A 17,236-nucleotide genomic window follows, 5' to 3' on the forward strand; every position below is an offset into this window, starting at 1 on the left:
CTGTGGAACTGATGTTCTTCAGTGTGTCACGCGAGCCACATCGAACGACGTGACTACGCGAATCGCACGCGCATAAAAAAGCGCGCGCTGGGCAAGCGCGCGCAAGCGGCACCTGATGGGAGCGCCGCACTACGCGACTACCCCCATCATGGGTCATTTACTTATTCGGCTGAGGCGTGATGCGCAGGTAAGGACGCACTGCCTTGTAGCCTTTCGGGAATTTCTGTTGAATCACCGCTTCGTCCTGCAACGAAGGCACAATAATCACGTCGTCGCCATCCTGCCAGTTCACCGGCGTGGCCACGCTGTGGCTATCGGTCAGTTGCAGCGAATCGATAACCCGCAAAATTTCGTTGAAATTGCGACCCGTGCTCGCAGGGTAAGTAATGATCAGGCGAATCTTTTTAGCCGGGTCAATAATGAACACCGAACGCACGGTCAGCGTCGCGTTGGCGTTCGGGTGAATCATGTCATACAGCTCGGACACCTTGCGGTCTTCGTCCGCGATGATGGGAAAATTAACTTGCGTGGACTGCGTGTCGTTGATGTCCTCGATCCACTTTTTGTGGGAATCCGCGCCATCGACGGACAATGCGAGCACCTTTACGTTGCGCTTGGCAAACTCGTCGGCGAGCTTAGCCGTATAACCCAGTTCCGTCGTGCACACCGGCGTGAAATCAGCCGGATGCGAAAACAGCACGCCCCAGCTATCTCCCAGGAACTCATGGAAACGGATCGGGCCAATAGACGAATTCTGCTCAAAATCCGGAGCGAGGTCGCCGAGTCGAAGTTGGGTCATGGATATCTCCTTAGCGATGGTAGCCGCTAACCAGCATGGCTAGCGGTCTGCAAGACTCATGCCAACGATTCTCACATCAATGCGGTATCACTGGAAATACGTTTACAGCATTGTTTAATAACCAGCAGCTATATCAGACTGGTCGCACTGCGGTCTGCCACGTGCGCCGCGCGCGCCGCAGCCGACAGCGACAAGGACCTCGGCAGAATTTGCGCCCCGTAAAACAAAGCGGTTTCCAGCTTATTGCGATAGAACGGGTCGGTGGATCCGGCCCCGATCTCACGTTGGCACGCCAACGCCGCGCGGGCCATCTGCCAGCCGCCGTGTACGATCCCGGCGAGCATCAAATAAGGGACGCTCGCCGCATACACGGCACGGATATCCGACTGCGCTCGCTCCAGGATGTACGCCACCACCGACTCGTAGTTTTGAATCGCGAGGTCGAAGTTATCGCGCATTAGTTGCAAGCCGGCACGGTCATCGGCCGCGGCTCGCCCCGATTCGGTATGCAAGGCCTCTAGCGTTTCCCTCATGGCAGAAAGACAAGCATACGCCGTCGCCCCGCCGTCTCGCAATGTTTTACGGCCGACAAAATCGTTGGCTTGAATGGCCGTCGTTCCTTCGTAGATCGGTAGGATGCGCGCGTCCCGGTAATATTGCGCCGCGCCGGTTTCCTCGATATAGCCCATGCCGCCGTGTACCTGGACACCAAGCGAGGCCACCTCGACGGCAATTTCCGTAGAGAAGCCTTTGACTACAGGCACCAGATACTCATAAACCGCACGACCCCGCGCGCGCACGGCCGCGTCGGGATGCTGCGTGCCCTTATCGTGCTCGGCGGCCGCCACGAACGAGATGGCCCGCGCGGCCTCGGTCAGCCCACGCATGGTCAGCAACATACGCTGCACATCCGGGTGATGGACAATCGCGACCGGGCCCGCCGACCCTTCCACGGCGCGGCCTTGCACTCGCTCTCGCGCATACGCCAGCGCATGCTGATAGGCGCGCTCGGATAGTCCTATACCCTGCTGACCCACACCGAAGCGCGCGGCGTTCATCATGATGAACATATATTCCAGGCCTCGGTTGGCCTCGCCAACCAGATAGCCCACCGCACCTTCGCCGACATCGCCCTTGCCGGAACCATAAAGCAAGACGGCAGTGGGACTGCCATGGATGCCGAGCTTATGCTCTAGCGATGCACACCACACGTCATTACGCGGACCGGGCGAGCCGTCCTCGTTAACGAGGAATTTGGGGACGATGAATAGCGAAATGCCTTTGACGCCCGCGGGCGCATCCGGCAGGCGCGCCAATACCAGATGAATAATGTTCTCGGCGAGATCGTGTTCGCCGTAGGTAATGAAAATCTTTTGCCCCGACAGGCGATAGGTGCCGTCTGGCTGCGGCACGGCGCGGGTCGCGACTTGGGCCAGATCCGAACCCGCTTGCGGCTCGGTCAGGTTCATGGTGCCGGTCCATTTGCCGGCGATCAGCTGCGGTATATAGGCCTTGCGCTGCGCCTCGGACCCTACCGTCAGCAGCGCTTCGATCACGCCATCGGTGAGCATTGGACACAACGAGAACGCGAGGTTAGCGGCCTGCAGGTTTTCGCATGGCGCTGCGGCGACTAGCTTGGGCAGCCCTTGCCCACCCCACTGGGGCGGGTGCTGCAACCCCTGCCAGCCAGCGGCGGCGTAATCCGCGAACCCTTGCTTGAAGCCGGGAGTCGTCGTCACCTGGCCGTCTCGCCACTGTGCCGGCTTTATGTCCCCGGCCACATTCAGCGGCGCGATAGCCTGTTCGGCGAAACGGGCATTTTCGTCAAGAATGGCGTCGACCAAATCGGGCGTGACTTCCTGATAGCCGGGCAACGCCAGCACCTCGTCCAAACCGGCGAGTTTCAGGGCAAATCGATAATCCTGCAGCGGGGTAACGTACGGCATGGTGTCTCCAGTTGCGGTTAGTGCTTTGGACTGATGTTAAACCTTTGCGAGACGCGTTGCTGGCTTCCTCTGCCCGGTGGAGCGCCTATGGAGCCGGCCAAAAAAAACGCCTGGCGTTGACTAGCAACACCAGGCGTTTGCGCGCGGACCGCGCGATGACTACCTGCGTAGAACGACTGAATTACAGCGCGTTCGTCAGTTCAGGCACCACCGTGAACAGATCGCCCACCAGACCGTAGTCGGCCACGCCGAAGATCGGCGCTTCGGCGTCTTTGTTGATCGCCACGATGACCTTGGAGTCCTTCATGCCGGCCAAATGCTGGATGGCGCCGGAGATACCGACGGCCACGTACAGCTGCGGGGCGACGATCTTGCCGGTCTGGCCGACCTGCCAGTCGTTGGGCGCATAGCCAGCGTCCACGGCGGCGCGCGAGGCACCGAGCGCGGCGCCGAGCTTGTCGGCCAGCGGATCGAGGATCTTGAAGTTCTCGGCGCTGCCCAAGCCACGGCCGCCAGACACCACGACGCGGGCGCCAGCCAGCTCGGGACGATCGCTCTTGGCGACTTCGCGACCGACGAAGGACGATTTGCCCGAGTCGGCGACGGCTTCGGCGGCTTCGACCGCAGCCGAGCCACCGGTAGCGGCAACGGCGTCAAACGCGGTCGTACGCACGGTGATAACCTTCACGGCATCGGCCGATTGCACGGTGGCGATCGCGTTACCGGCGTAGATCGGGCGCTGGAACGTGTCGGCGGATTCCACGCCGATGATGTCCGAGATCTGTGCAACGTCGAGCTTGGCGGCCACGCGAGGAGCCACGTTCTTGCCCGAGGCAGTCGCCGGGAACAGGATGTGGCTGTAGCCCGAGGCCACAGCCAGCACCTGGGCTGCCACGTTTTCAGCCAAACCATCGGCGAACTGCGCGCCGTCGGCCAGCAGGACCTTGGCGACGCCGGCGACCTGGGCGGCTTCATCGGCCACGGCGCGGGCGTTGCTGCCAGCGACCAGCACGTGGACATCGCCACCGATCTTGGCGGCGGCAGCAATGGTGTTCAGGGTCGCGCCCTTGAGCTGGGCGTTGTCGTGTTCGGCAATAACCAACGTCGTCATCTTAGATCACCTTCGCTTCGTTCTTCAGTTTGTCGACCAGCGCAGCCACGTCGGCCACCTTGATGCCAGCCTTGCGGGCGGGCGGTTCGGTGACTTTCAGCGTCTTCAGGCGCGGGGCAACATCGACGCCGAGTTCTTCGGGCGTGACGGTGTCCAGCTGCTTTTTCTTGGCCTTCATGATGTTGGGCAGGGTCACGTAGCGCGGCTCGTTCAGACGCAGGTCGGTCGTGATGATGGCTGGCAGCGTGAGCTTGATCGTCTCCAGACCGCCATCGACCTCGCGGGTCACGGTGACGCTGTCACCGGCGACTTCGACCTTGCTGGCGAACGTGGCTTGCGGCCAATCCAGCAGCGCGGCGAGCATCTGGCCGGTCTGGTTGGCGTCGTCGTCAATGGCTTGTTTGCCCAGGATGACGAGTTGGGGTTGTTCTTTTTCGACCAGGCCCTTGAGGAGTTTCGCCACGGCCAGGGGCTGCAGCTCCACGTCCGTCTGAACCAGAATGCCACGGTCGGCACCGATGGCCATGGCCGTGCGCAGGGTTTCCTGGCACTGAGCGACGCCAGCGGAGACAGCGACCACCTCGGTGGCGGCGCCCTTCTCTTTCAAGCGGGTCGCTTCTTCGACGGCGATTTCGTCAAACGGGTTCATGGACATCTTCACGTTGGCGATATCCACGCCCGTCTGATCCGATTTCACGCGTACTTTGACGTTGTAGTCGACGACGCGCTTTACAGGTACGAGCACCTTCATCCAGCAGCCTCCTAGCTATAGATAAACAGACCGGCAGTCGCCGGTCCCGCATTGCACAATTTGTCGATTCTACAACTTTGTGAGCGCTCTTAGATGGGCGACGACGCTGCGCCCCAGAGCGGACAAATCGTAACCGCCTTCCAACGTGCTGACGATGCGGCCCTGGGCGTACCGGTCAGCGATTTCCATCACTTGTTCCGTCATCCAGCGATAGTCGGCTTCAACCAGGCCCATCTGCGCCATATCGTCTTCGCGGTGGGCGTCAAATCCCGCCGAGATAAAGATGAATTCGGGCGCGTGCGCGTGCAGGCGCGGCAGCCAGACATCGTTGACCAGTGCCCGCACGACATCACCACCGGTATAGGCGGGAACGGGAACGTTGACCATATTGACGGCGGGGTCTGTCGTGCCGCTATTGGGATAGAACGGATGCTGGAAAAAACTGCACATCAGCACACGCTCGTCGCCGGCGAAAGCGTCCTCCGTGCCATTGCCATGGTGCACATCGAAATCAATGATCGCCACGCGGCTGAGCCCGTGCACCTCAAGAGCGTGCCGGGCGGCGATAGCGATATTGTTCAAAAAACAAAAACCCATCGCTTGGTTGGGCCGAGCATGATGACCAGGCGGGCGGACCGCACAGAAAGCGTTCGCCGCCTGCCCCTGCATGATGGCGTCCACCGCCGCGATCCCCGACCCGGCCGCGTGCAAGGCCGCCTCCATGGTGTGCGGGCTCATCAGCGTATCGGGATCGATCTGGGCATATCCCTCTTGCGGCGACTGTGCGTACAAGCTGTCCAGATATTTCGCGCCATGGACGCGCAGAATGGCCTCGCGCGTGGCGGGCGGCGCGTCCTGTTCCGTCAGAAACGGCATCAGCCCATTGGCCAGCAGCTGGTCGGTGATGGCATCGAGCCTCTGCGGGCACTCGGGATGCCAACTGCCCATTTCATGCAGTTTGCACGACGGATGAGTGAGGTACATCGTCTCCATAAGGAAGGTCGCTTCTCATAGGGAATTGGGTTTGAACGACACCAACCTGCCTCCTAACTCACTCCGGGAATTCGGCAGTTCGCGGGATGGCCAGCCTCCGTCCACGCTAATCATAGCCGGTCTATCACGGACGGGATGAGCGTACGCCCCTGGCGATGACGGTGGCATCGCCGAGTCCACTTCGGCGCACTTACGGCTCGCCGTCGCACTCCTGGATCAGTCTGGCGTCCAGTAAGGCTTGCCGAGCCATGTTCGCAATGCGCTCGAAAACGCGCACGTCTCCGATCAGCGGGAACGAGGCATAAATGGCCAGCGGCGGCACCGGCCGATCTACCTGGATTTTCTCGATGCTACCCTCGGCCAGCTCCCGCTCCAGAATCGCCCGCGGCAAAATGGCGATTGCGGTACCGGACATGACCAGTCGCAGCATGACCGCCAGCGAATTACAGGAGTTGACCCGGGGCGGCGAGACGCGGGCACCAGCGAACCACGACATATTTAACGCATGCAATGCGGAGGGCGCGGGCACGGTCAGCACCGGCATGCCGGCGATATCTTTGGCAGTCAGAATCGCCCCGCGACCGACCTTGCCTCTGGCGGCCACCCAGATCATTTCCGAGGCGCCGAGAAGCACGTCACGGATGTGCGGATGCGATCCCGGGTCAGTGGAAATGGCGAAGTCGAGCCCGCCCGCACAGAGCTTTCCTCGCAAGATAGAGCCCACATCCACGCTGAGTTCTACTTGCAGCGTCGAATATTCCTCGCTCAAGGCCTGCAAGAACGCCGCCAGCCCAGACAAGGCGGCAGACTCGTTCGAACCGAGTCTCAGCAAGCCTCGCATGGGCACGACGTCGTCGTTCATCACGTCGTCGGCCAGATCGAGCAGCTTGTTTGCTTTATTCAAGAAGGACGCGCCCTTGGGAGTCAAGGCGGCTCCTTTGGCGTCGCGCTCAAACAGCCGATACCCGATCAGGCTTTCCAGCTCGTGTATGCGCGTCGATACCGTTGGCTGAGTGAGATGCAGCTGTCGGGATGCGGCGTGAAAGCTCTTGAGGCGGGCAACCCAATAGAACGTCTCAAGCTGGGTTAGGGAAATCTTCATGATAGAAATTGACCGAAGCGCCCTCGGAAATTTTGATTACCCCCACGCTGCGTGTGCCATATAGGATAAATGGAAGAACGGTAAACGAGTTTACCAAAGCCTCCCCTCACTGCATCGCGAAACGAAGGCAGCATATGGTTCCCAAGCGCATCGGCGTTTTGATTCCCTCGACCAATACTTCAGTGGAAGCGGACTTTCAGCGTCTGTTATCCGATCGTGTCACGGTACACAGTGAGCGGCTTTATATTCCGGATGGCACCATGACGGCCGCCCATCTGGATGTGATGAATCGCGATCTGGAGGAAAAGGCAGCGCTATTGGCCACCGCCAACGTCGACGTTATCGCGTACGCCTGCACGTCCGGCAGCTTTTACCGTGGCAACGAATGGGATACGCAGGTCAAGGCATCGATTGAAGCGCGCACGGGCGTGCCCTGCATCACGACCAGCACGGCGGTTTCGCAGGCCTTTGCTGCCTTGGACATTCAATCGATATCGGTCATGACGCCATATCCGCAATGGACCAATGAACAATTGGCGGTCTACTACGCGGCGCAGGGCCTGGACGTCAAAGGCGTGCATGGCGATGTACGCGCCGCGGCTCAGGGGCATCGAGCAATCAACGATCAAGATCCCGCGCAGATCATCGAATTCGCCCGTCATCATTTTGATCGCGAGGCACAAGCGTTGTTTTGTTCTTGCACCGCGTGGCGTGCTGTCGAATGTGTGCAAGCCTTGGAGGACGCGCTAAATGTCCCAGTCATCACGTCGAATCAAGCCACTATCTGGGCTGCGTTGCGTATCGTCGACAGCCTGAGCGAAGCCAAGCCCAGCGGACGCCTCTTTATGGCGCAGATAGATAGTTGATGTAGCCACTTTTGCACCACCACCGTGCATCACAGAAAGATGAGTTCAAACCAATGAGGTAATGCCCCGTTAACGCTATAGAATCCGTTTTCACACGAGTGCACATTAAAAATCCGTAAGTAAATAAATAACGGACAAGGGGAATACTTGTGACAACACTGGCGAATCAAGCCGGATGCTTAAACACAGCCATCGAAGTCGATGAGCAGATGCCGGCGTGGAGCGTGCAGCCCTGCGGAGATCGCTGTCTGGTCGTGGTCTTCGATGAACGGGATGTTGCGCGCTCGAATGCAGCGGCCTGCGAACTCGCGCGCCTGCTGATCGAGGCTCGCTTGCCCGGTGTAAGCGATATCGTTCCCTCCATGGCCGGGGTTGGCGTGCATTACGACCCCGCCACGCTGGTTCTCAACCGCCCGTCTGCCCACGCCTGGGATATCCTCGCACGACAAGTCGAGGCGGTAATAGGAGAGGTACGAATAACCGGAGGCACTGCCACTCGCGAAGTCGTTATTCCCGTGTGTTATGGCGGGGAGTATGGCGAGGATCTCGAGGACGTTGCGCGTCAATGCAAACTGACCCAGGACGAAGTGATCGCGATTCACAGCGGCTCGTCGGTCAGTGTCCTGATGCTGGGTTTCGCCCCCGGACACCCCTATATCGGCATGTTCGACAAACGCCTGCAAATCGGCCGCCGTACCACGCCACGCACAGCCGTGCCGCGCGGTTCGATTGGGCTGGCCAACCGGCAGACCGTCATTTATCCGTCGGTGATCCCTGGCGGCTGGAGTCTGATCGGGCGCACACCTCTCAGCATGTTCTCTGCGCACCGGGAAATCCCTTGCCTGCTCAATGCGGGAGACCGCATCCGCTTCAAGCCGATCACACGGGAAGAGTTCATCGCGCTAGAAGCGCAGGAGGCCCAGCCATGAGCATCCACGTCATCAAGCCAGGCATGCACTCTCTCTTTCAAGACCTGGGACGCAGCGGCTATCAGCGCTATGGTGTTCCGGTCAACGGCGCGATGGATGAGCGCGCGCATCGGACGGCGAACCTGTTGGTCGGCAATGCTCCGCACATGGCCACGCTAGAGATCACACTGATGGGACCGACCTTGCGATTCGATGTCTCCACGACGATCGCAATCAGCGGTGCTGACCTGAGCCCTATGGTGGATGGCGCACCGATCTCGATGGATCGCGCGGTGGACCTGCCAGCCGGCGCCACCTTGTCTTTTGGCCCCCGACGGTCCGGTGTACGCGCCTACCTCGCGGTACATGGCGGATACGACATCCCGCTGGTGATGGGGAGTTCGAGCACGAACATCCGCGCCGGCTTGGGCGGTTTCGACGGCAAGCCGCTACGCAAGAACGATTGCGTAGCGCTCAAAGCGCCGGGCAAGGCTGCCCGTGCGGGCATTGCGCCCGTCTTCAGCAATGCACTCATTGCGCGGGACGATGCACCGATCCGTGTCATACCCGGCCGGGAATGGTCCCAGTTCACGGAGGCCTCGCGCCAAAGCTTGCTCGAAGGCGAATATGTCATTACCCCGCAATCGGACCGCATGGGTTATCGGCTATCGGGACCGCCGCTGAACTTGTCCACCCCCAAGGAGATGCTGTCGGAGACCGTCACGTTCGGCACGATACAGGTCCCCACCGACGGCATGCCCATCATTTTGATGGCGGATCGAGGCACGAGCGGCGGTTATCCGCGTATCGCCAACGTGATCGCCGTGGACTTGCCTCGCCTGGCTCAGCGAATGCCCGGCGAGGCCATCTGTTTCGACTGCGTGACACTGGCTCAAGCGCACACGTTGGCCATTGAGCAGGCACAAACGCTACGCAAGCCATTGTTCTGACCGCTTTCCATGGGATCGCTCAACCTGTTTTCAGGAATTATTCGTGACGACTTTACTCAATAATGTTGTGGATCTGCCTGCCTGGGCTGCTACGCCTGGCGGCGTGCGCGACCAGGCGCGGCGGGGCCTCTTCAATGGCAACACCAGTGGCATGGCGCCGGGCTTCGGTCAAGGCAACCTGGCCATTCTGCCTAAAAGCTGGGCCGAGGATTTTTATCGCTTCTGTCAGGCTAACCCCACGCCCTGCCCTCTGATCGGCATGACGCAGCCCGGTGACCCGGCCGTGCCAATGTTAGGCGAGGACATCGATCTGCGCACCGACTTGCCACGCTATCGCGTCTGGCGCGACGGTGTATTGGTAGAGGAGCTCGACGATATTTCCGCGCTGTGGCAGGACGAATTCGTTGGCTTTGTGCTGGGATGCTCGCTGTCATTTGAGTATGCGTTGGAACGGGCGGGCTTGCGCGTGCGCCATGTCGATGAAGGCAAGATCGTCCCGATGTATCACACCTCGATCCAGACCACGCCGGTTGGACCTTTTCAAGGGCCGATGGTGGTATCGATGCGGCCTTACACCCCTGAAGAAGCCAAGATCGCGTATCAGGTTTGTGAACGCCTGCCGGGGGCTCACGGCGCACCGGTCCACATCGGCGACCCAGCGGCGATCGGCATCCGGGACATCGACAACCCTGAAGAAGGCGAACCCACCGAAATCAAACCTGGTGAGGTGCCGGTGTTCTGGGCTTGCGGCGTCACGCCTCAGGCGGCCGCGCTACACGCGAAACCACCGATTCTGATTACGCACTCGCCGGGCCACATGCTCGTCAGCGACATTCCCGTCGAGCAATTGCGCTTGATGTAGTTTCACGAGCCGCAGTGCTCACCTGTTGTTCAGTTGGATCCATCGTAATGCCGCGCGTAAGCGGCTGTCTTTCTCAGGAATCGCAATGAAACAGATAAAGAAAATCGCCTCGGCTGTCGCGCTCGCGCTGGCCTCTTTGACCACTGCGGCGGTGCAGGCACAAACCGATGCCAAAGCGGAGCTGCTCTCCCTTGCCAAAGAGATGAAGCCGTTTTCCATGCGCGTGCTCGGTCCTCCGGTCGGCACCTCGGAGTGGGTGTTTGTCGTCAAGCCGTTCTGGACGGAAACCGTCAAGGAATTGAGCGATGGCAAAGTCACCGCGACGCTCAACAGCGTCACCGATGTCAATGTGCAGCCGTCGGATGCCATGCAGTTGATTTCGCAAGGCACCTTCGATATGGCTAATCTGGTGGCGAACTACAACTCCGGCGATGTGCCGACGCTGGACGGCTTCGACCTGGCCGGCGTTGCGACCTCGACCGATGCCATCAAAAAGGTCCTCGCGGCGTACCAGCCTACCGCGGAAGCTGCCCTGCAAAAGCGCTATCGCGTGAATCTGCTAGGTTCGGGTATGTCTGGCGCGCAAACCTTTTTCTGCCGTGGCGATATCAAGTCGGTCGATGACCTCAAAGGCAAGAAGATTCGCGTCAGCTCCAGCACGCTGGCCGAGCTGGTCAAAGGGCTCGGCGCGGCACCTGTCACGATGGCGTTTGGAGAACTCGTGCCCGCGCTGCAACGCGGCGTGATCGACTGCGTGATCACCGGCACCATGTCGGGCAACACCGCCAAGCTGTATGAAGTCTCGGACACGATGTTCACGCTGATCGCGGGCTGGGCGCCCACGATTCAGGTCGTCAATACCAAAGCGCTGAACAAGCTGGACGCCAAGCAGCGTGAATGGTTGACCAAGGCCATGGATTACTACTACCGCGATATCAGCGACACCATCCAGACCAAGAACGTCAACGAAGGGATCTGGTGCAACACCGCTGATGCGCGCTGCACGATGGTCGGTACGGCCGGCGTGACCAAGGGCAACATGAATCTGGTCGAGCCCACCCAGCAAGACCTGGCCAAGGTCCGTGAAGTGGTGCAGAACAATGTTCTGCCGCAGTATGGCAAGGCTTGCGGCAATGACTGCGCCAAGGCTTGGAACGAGAGCGTCGGCAAGGTCATGGACATGAAGATCCCCGCGCAGTAATTCTCAGTTGAAACTGTCCGCCGCGGTTATCCATCGGGTCGGCGGCGGACGGAACCGGAGTCAGTATGTCTTTCATTACCCATGCCAGACTGCGATGCGAGAACCTGTCTCGCCAACTCGCACTGATCGGCGTGTACGTCCTGTTGGCCACCGCCGTGCTGGTCAGCGTGGACGTCATTGTCCGCAAGATTTTCAACGTCGCGCTGGTCGGCATCGACGAGCTCGGCGGCTATGCGCTCGCATTGGCCACCAGTTGGGCGTTGTCCTACGCCTTTTTCGAGGGCGCCCATATCCGAGTGAACGTCGTCCACATGACCTTGCCCAAACCGGCCAAGGCATGGCTGGACGTTCTGGCTGTCTTCGTCAGCGCCATCCTGATCGCCGTGCTGGCATGGCAAGTGTGGATTCTGGCATTCGACTCCTGGGAGTTCGATGCGGTGTCCAACACGCCTTTGCGCGTGCCGATGTGGATCCCACAATTCCTGTATCTGGCGGGGGTCGTGCTTTTCCTGATTTCGGCCATATTGGTGTTTGTGGAAAGTACCTGCCTCGTACTACGCGGCAAGTATGACGAGACGATCGATCTGATCGAAGAAACCGAACAGGCCGGGGAGTACACACTATGATGATTGGTCTGTGTTTCATCATCGGTGCCTTTATCCTGTTTTTCGCGGGGCTGCCGATTTTTTCCGTGATCGGCCTGGGCGCGCTGGCTGTCGGCCTGATTGCGCCGGCCTCGATCGTGGATTCGTTAGGCCTGACGGCCTGGGCGCAAGCGCAGAACTATGTCCTGATCTCCGTGCCCTTGTTCATCATGCTGGGCGAGATTTTCGTGCGCAGCGGGGTCGCTGGGGAAATGTATGACGCGGTGGCGCCTTGGCTAAACAGGATGCCTGGCCGCCTGATGCAGACGAACGTCGCGACCAGCGCGATCTTTGCCGCGACATCTGGCTCCAGCCTCGCGACCGCGGCCACGATTGGCTCGATTGCCATCCCGCAGATCAAACAGCACGGCTACAACGAACGATTGTTCCTGGGCAGTATTGCCGCCGGCGGTACGCTGGGGATTTTGATACCGCCGTCGATCAACCTGATCGTCTACGGCAGCATCACCAATACATCGATCCCGGAACTGTATCTGGCGGGCATCGTCCCAGGCTTGATTTTGACCGCGCTATTCATGCTGGTGACCACCGTGTTGTGCATACTGCGCCCGGAGTGGAGCGGCAATAAGATCGAGACAGATTGGAACATGCGTATCGCTACCTTGCCCAAACTGCTGCCGCCCTTGGGATTGTTCCTGGTCGTGGTAGGGTCGATCTACGCGGGTATCGCCACGCCGACAGAAGCGGCCGCCCTGGGCGTGATTGCGACACTGCTGTTAGGGATCGTTCGCGGCAAGATGTCGTTCAAGACGCTTAACGCGGCGCTGTTTGCGACGGCGAAGACCAATGCCATCCTGATGATCATCATTATCTTTGCAGCGTTGTTGAACTTCGCGCTGGGCATGATTGGCTTTTCCCGCATGCTGGAGGCCTTCGTGCTTGGCCTGGACCTCAGCACTTACGCAATCGTGCTGCTGGTGGTGCTGATCTACCTGATCCTGGGCTGTTTCCTGGAGGGCTTGTCCTTGACAGTGCTGACGGTGCCCGTGCTCGCGCCCATCATGGTCAAGCTCGGCTTCGACCCGGTGTGGTTCGGCATCATGGTGATTCTGGTCACGGAAGCCGGCCTGATCACGCCACCCGTAGGCATGAACTGCTATGTGGTGCAGGCCACGCGCGGGCGGGGCTCGTTGATGGACGTGTTCGTCGGCGTGTCGCCTTATCTGTTGGCGCTGCTCGCCCTGGTGGGAATTCTGATCGTATGGCCAGACGTCGCACTCTGGTACCGATAACCACGCGAGCCCTGCGTATGGCTAATCCCTAGAAGCCCACCCGGCCATATGCCCTTACCTTTGATCCTGGAGACCGTTCTCATGTACCTGCTGAAATCCCTGCCCGAACCAATCGCGCCCGAGCGCATCGAATTGCTCAGCCGCGCTGAGCCGGCCACCATCGGACATTTTCTCCACACCGGTTTCATGGATTGCGGCATCCGCGCGATGCTGCCGCCCAAGCGCATTGCTGGCACGGCGGTGACGGTGCGCTATCCCGGCCCGGATGGCGCGATGGCTCACTACGCTGTGGGGCAAGCGCGCCCCGGCGATATTCTGGTGATTGACCGCTGCGGCGACCAGCGCCACGCAAGCCTGGGCGGGGCGCTCGCCTACGCGGCTCGCGCGGCCGGCGTGGTTGGCATTATTGTTGACGGCGTGGTCACCGATATCGAGGAATTGCGCCGCTATGGCTTGCCCGTGTGGTCACGTGGCCTGACCACCATCACCGTCAAAACCTTGGGCCTGGGCGGCGAATTCTGCATTCCCGTGTCCTGCGGCGGTGTGGCGGTATCGCCGGGCGATGCGATTCTCGCTGACGAGAACGGTGTGCTCGTATTGCGCCCGGAACTCATCGAGTTCGCGGCCAACAAGGCGATCGGTCTGCAAACTGGAGAAAAGCTGACGCTGCAGCGTGTCGATGCCGGCGAGAAATATCCGGATATTCTGGGCACTTCCGATATCGTCAAAGCCAATCTGGCTCAGTTCTGATCTCAGGAGTCGAGTGATGACCGCTGTGAACGCATTCATGAACGTGCAAGAACTCGCGGCCCGCCTGGCCTCGGGCAGTCTTAGTTCCGTTGCCTTGGTCGAACTATATCTGGATCGGATCGCGGCACTCGACATCCGCATGCATGCGTTCGTGGCGACCTACGCCGACGAGGCGCGGCAAGCAGCGCAAAGCGCCGATCTCGCCCGCCGCGCCGGCTACGTGCTCGGCCCGTTGCACGGCATACCGATCGCCATCAAGGATCTGATCGAGATCGAAGGTCAGATCACCACGGGCGGATCCGAGGCATTCCGCGAGCGCCGCAGCACCGTCACTGCCAGGATCGTCCAACGGCTGCGCGAGCAAGGAATGATTATCCTGGGCAAAACCCACACGGTGGAGTTCGCGACCGGCGGATGGGGAACGAACACGCGTCTGGGAACGCCACTGAACCCCTGGGATCTGGACGTGCCTCGTACACCGGGCGGCTCGAGCAGTGGCTCGGGCGTAGCCGTGGCGGCGGGTTTGGCGCCCTGGGCAATCGGCACCGATACGGGAGGTTCGGTACGGCTGCCGGGGTCGTGGTGCAATCTTACGAGCCTCAAAGTCTGCGAAGGACGTATCAGCATCGAAGGCGTTTTGCCGTTAAGCACGACGCTGGATACTCCGGGCCCCATGGCGCGCTGTGCGGCTGATGCGCGTCTGCTGTATCACGTGTTAAAGGAACGGGACGGTCCCGCGCCGGCCACAGTTGCCGAAAACGCGCAACGCCCTCGAACCAACCTCGATGGCTTGCGTCTGGCGCGTCTGCCGCAACACGAGCGTACGCCGGCAACGCCCGACGTACTGCAAGCGTATGACGCGTCGCTGGAGGTTCTGCGTGACGCTGGGGCCGAGATTGTGGACATCGAGCTGCCTTACGGTTTTGCCGAGGTGGCCGAGTTCAATAGCCTGATTATGAACGCCGAGGGTTATAGCTTTTATGGCGAGTTACTGGATGATCCCGCCCAGCCTTTGGACGAGGACGTGCGCGCCCGTTTGATTAACGGCCGCGACACCCGTGCGGCGGACTATCTGAATGCGCTGCGTCGTCGTGAGCGCATGCAGCGCGAACTGGTTTCAGTGTTCGACCATGTGGACGCCCTGCTGACGCCGACCACGGCCACGCCCCCCTTGCCGATACACGAAGTCGATCAGAAGACGACACCGGCGTACTACACGCGCTTCGCGAATTTCTTCAATCTGGCCGCCCTGGCCTTGCCTAACGGCGCCACGCCAGCCGGTTTGCCGATTTCATTGCAAATCATCGGGCGCCCTTATAGCGAAGAACTCGTGCTCGATATCGGCGAGGTATACCAGCGTCGTACCAACTGGCACCTGCGCACGCCCAACCTGCCGGACGCCTTTGCGCAATGACTCATGCTTTCAATATAGAACCGGTTTGCTCCCGTCAGGGAGAGACCGCCATTCTGTGCGAGCTGGGCACGCTCCCAGGCCCCACGGATCTGGAGTTACAACGCCGGGTATGGGGAATGGCCGCGGCATTGTCGTCACACGACGATGTGCTTGAGGTCGTCCCTGGAATGAACAATCTGCTGGTGATCTACCGGGAGCCTCAGCGGGATTTCGCGGCTTGCGAGGCGCGTATTCGCGAAGTGTGGAAATCCGCCGACACCCATAGGGATAATGGGCGGGAGATTGTTGTGCCCGTCGTTTATGGTGGTCCCGAGGGGATGGACCTGAACTATGTCGCCGAGCATTGTGGACTGACGCGCGAAGACTACATCGGGCTGCATGCCGAGTCTACCTATGTGGTGTATGCGCTGGGCAGTCAACCCGGCTTTGCCTACCTGGGAGGACTGGACCCACGCCTGGCGGTGCCACGTCGCGACACCCCCCGGCCCCGCGTCAATGCGGGATCGGTCATTATCGGCGGCGCCCAGGCGGGCGTTCTGTCGCGTACATCTCCCTCGGGATGGCACATCATCGGCACGACAGCATTGAATTGTTTTGACCATACCCGAGCCACTCCCGCGCTTTTTGCGCCAGGCGACAGGGTGCGATTCGAGGTCCAGGCGGTGCGTGCATGATTGAAGTGGATCAACCCGGCTTTCAAAGTTCCGTCCAGGATCTAGGGCGTTATTCCTGGCGGCATCTCGGTGTCGGTCAGAGCGGAGCAATGGATCCATTTGCGCTATCCATCGCCAATATCCTGCTCGGAAACGATGTAAACGCGGCGGCGCTAGAGATCACGATGGGGGCAGCGAGTGTCACTTTCCAGAGCGATACAGAAATTGCGCTGACGGGAGCCCGCGTGGACGCGACGCTGGACGGGAGCCGAGTGCCAAACTGGTGGGCACTCAGCGTTCGAGCGGGTCAACAGTTGCGCCTGGGTGCAACACATCAGGGGGTGCGCAGCTATATCGCGGTTCGTGGCGGCATTGCCGTGCCATCCGTGCTGGACTCTGCCTCCACCGATCTGAAAGGCGAATTTGGCGGCTTACTAGGGCGTGCGCTAAAAAAAGGCGACGTGCTGCCCTTACATCCCACCCCCCCGTTATCGCGCCGCAATCCGGGTTTCGGATTGCCCATGCGCCCGAATGTCCCGTATGCCTACTATAGCGATGGCCGCGAACCCGAGCCGCCGGGCGAGGATTCCGTCCCAGTCATACACGTGCTGCCCGCGGCGCAATGGACAGACCTGACGGATGTTGCTCAGCAGCAATTCCTGGATGCTACCTGGATCGTTTCGGCACAGAGCAATCGCGTTGGCTGCCGATTGGAAGGCCCCGTGCTGCAGACTCGTATGCGCCGCGAGATGCGCTCGCATGGCATCGTTCCGGGTGTTGTCCAACTACCTCCGTCAGGCCAACCCATCGTGCAGCTCTGCGACGGCAACACCAGCGGTGGCTATCCCGTGCTCGGCGTGGTGATCCGCGCGGATTTGCCGGTATTCGCACAACTGCCGCCAAACGCCTGCCTGCGCTTTGCGCTTTGCGACATGGAATACGCCGCCACGCAATGGTCGCGATATCCACAACTCCTCGATGATCTCGCGCTGCGCTGCGAACTGACACGTCAACGCTTCAATTAAACGATTCT

At 60.3% G+C, this 17,236-nt stretch carries 17 protein-coding genes; 11 read left to right on the forward strand and 6 right to left on the reverse strand.

Annotation, left to right across the window (positions count from 1 at the left end; all coding sequences use genetic code 11):
* Positions 1-157: 157 nt before the first annotated feature.
* The 6 genes from GOQ25_RS12330 to GOQ25_RS12355 all read right to left on the reverse strand — a co-directional run bounded on the left by GOQ25_RS12330 (position 158) and on the right by GOQ25_RS12355 (position 6,702).
* Positions 158-799: a peroxiredoxin gene (locus tag GOQ25_RS12330; protein WP_160350752.1), complete on the reverse strand. Its 642-nt coding sequence runs from the start codon at positions 797-799 to the stop codon at positions 158-160.
* A gap of 128 nt (positions 800-927) precedes the next feature.
* Positions 928-2,745, reverse strand: coding sequence for an acyl-CoA dehydrogenase (locus GOQ25_RS12335; RefSeq protein WP_160350753.1), 1,818 nt, complete (start codon positions 2,743-2,745; stop codon positions 928-930).
* A gap of 181 nt (positions 2,746-2,926) precedes the next feature.
* Positions 2,927-3,856: an electron transfer flavoprotein subunit alpha/FixB family protein gene (locus GOQ25_RS12340; RefSeq protein WP_160350754.1), complete on the reverse strand. Its 930-nt coding sequence runs from the start codon at positions 3,854-3,856 to the stop codon at positions 2,927-2,929.
* Between the two features lies 1 nt (position 3,857).
* The gene (locus tag GOQ25_RS12345) at positions 3,858-4,607 is read right to left on the reverse strand and encodes an electron transfer flavoprotein subunit beta/FixA family protein (RefSeq protein ID WP_160350755.1); all 750 of its coding nucleotides are present in this window, start codon (positions 4,605-4,607) and stop codon (positions 3,858-3,860) included.
* Between the two features lie 69 nt (positions 4,608-4,676).
* The gene (locus GOQ25_RS12350) at positions 4,677-5,600 is read right to left on the reverse strand and encodes a histone deacetylase family protein (protein ID WP_202109424.1); all 924 of its coding nucleotides are present in this window, start codon (positions 5,598-5,600) and stop codon (positions 4,677-4,679) included.
* A gap of 190 nt (positions 5,601-5,790) precedes the next feature.
* Entirely contained in the window at positions 5,791-6,702 is a 912-nt protein-coding gene (locus GOQ25_RS12355) for a LysR family transcriptional regulator (RefSeq protein WP_160350757.1), read from the reverse strand.
* Between the two features lie 134 nt (positions 6,703-6,836).
* Here GOQ25_RS12355 and GOQ25_RS12360 point away from each other — a divergent pair, with 134 nt between their 5' ends.
* From GOQ25_RS12360 to GOQ25_RS12410, 11 genes are all read left to right on the forward strand, one after another.
* Positions 6,837-7,568 (forward strand): aspartate/glutamate racemase family protein, encoded by a 732-nt coding sequence (locus tag GOQ25_RS12360; protein ID WP_160350758.1) that lies wholly within the window; start codon positions 6,837-6,839, stop codon positions 7,566-7,568.
* Between the two features lie 149 nt (positions 7,569-7,717).
* Positions 7,718-8,497 (forward strand): 5-oxoprolinase subunit PxpB, encoded by a 780-nt coding sequence (gene pxpB / locus GOQ25_RS12365; RefSeq protein ID WP_370519946.1) that lies wholly within the window; start codon positions 7,718-7,720, stop codon positions 8,495-8,497.
* On the forward strand, positions 8,494-9,426 hold the full coding sequence (locus GOQ25_RS12370) for a biotin-dependent carboxyltransferase family protein (protein WP_160350759.1): 933 nt from the start codon (positions 8,494-8,496) through the stop codon (positions 9,424-9,426). The genes pxpB (GOQ25_RS12365) and GOQ25_RS12370 overlap by 4 nt, the downstream gene beginning before the upstream one ends.
* 67 nt (positions 9,427-9,493) lie before the next feature.
* Positions 9,494-10,288, forward strand: coding sequence for a putative hydro-lyase (locus GOQ25_RS12375; RefSeq protein ID WP_160350843.1), 795 nt, complete (start codon positions 9,494-9,496; stop codon positions 10,286-10,288).
* A gap of 85 nt (positions 10,289-10,373) precedes the next feature.
* Positions 10,374-11,489, forward strand: coding sequence for a TRAP transporter substrate-binding protein (locus tag GOQ25_RS12380; RefSeq protein WP_160350760.1), 1,116 nt, complete (start codon positions 10,374-10,376; stop codon positions 11,487-11,489).
* Positions 11,490-11,554: 65 nt separating this feature from the next.
* Complete coding sequence (locus GOQ25_RS12385) at positions 11,555-12,115, forward strand: TRAP transporter small permease subunit (RefSeq protein ID WP_160350761.1); 561 nt, start codon at positions 11,555-11,557, stop codon at positions 12,113-12,115.
* Positions 12,112-13,386, forward strand: a complete 1,275-nt coding sequence (locus tag GOQ25_RS12390; RefSeq protein ID WP_202109425.1) for a TRAP transporter large permease — start codon at positions 12,112-12,114, stop codon at positions 13,384-13,386. The genes GOQ25_RS12385 and GOQ25_RS12390 overlap by 4 nt, the downstream gene beginning before the upstream one ends.
* An 81-nt stretch (positions 13,387-13,467) precedes the next feature.
* Complete coding sequence (locus tag GOQ25_RS12395; protein ID WP_160350762.1) at positions 13,468-14,136, forward strand: RraA family protein; 669 nt, start codon at positions 13,468-13,470, stop codon at positions 14,134-14,136.
* A gap of 16 nt (positions 14,137-14,152) precedes the next feature.
* On the forward strand, positions 14,153-15,550 hold the full coding sequence (locus GOQ25_RS12400; RefSeq protein WP_160350763.1) for an amidase: 1,398 nt from the start codon (positions 14,153-14,155) through the stop codon (positions 15,548-15,550).
* The gene (gene pxpB / locus GOQ25_RS12405; RefSeq protein ID WP_160350764.1) at positions 15,547-16,224 is read left to right on the forward strand and encodes a 5-oxoprolinase subunit PxpB; all 678 of its coding nucleotides are present in this window, start codon (positions 15,547-15,549) and stop codon (positions 16,222-16,224) included. The genes GOQ25_RS12400 and pxpB (GOQ25_RS12405) overlap by 4 nt, the downstream gene beginning before the upstream one ends.
* Entirely contained in the window at positions 16,221-17,228 is a 1,008-nt protein-coding gene (locus GOQ25_RS12410; protein ID WP_160350765.1) for a biotin-dependent carboxyltransferase family protein, read from the forward strand. The genes pxpB (GOQ25_RS12405) and GOQ25_RS12410 overlap by 4 nt, the downstream gene beginning before the upstream one ends.
* Positions 17,229-17,236 lie beyond the last annotated feature (8 nt).

The organism is Bordetella sp. 15P40C-2 (genome assembly GCF_009763235.1).
GTDB lineage: Bacteria > Pseudomonadota > Gammaproteobacteria > Burkholderiales > Burkholderiaceae_B > Bordetella_A.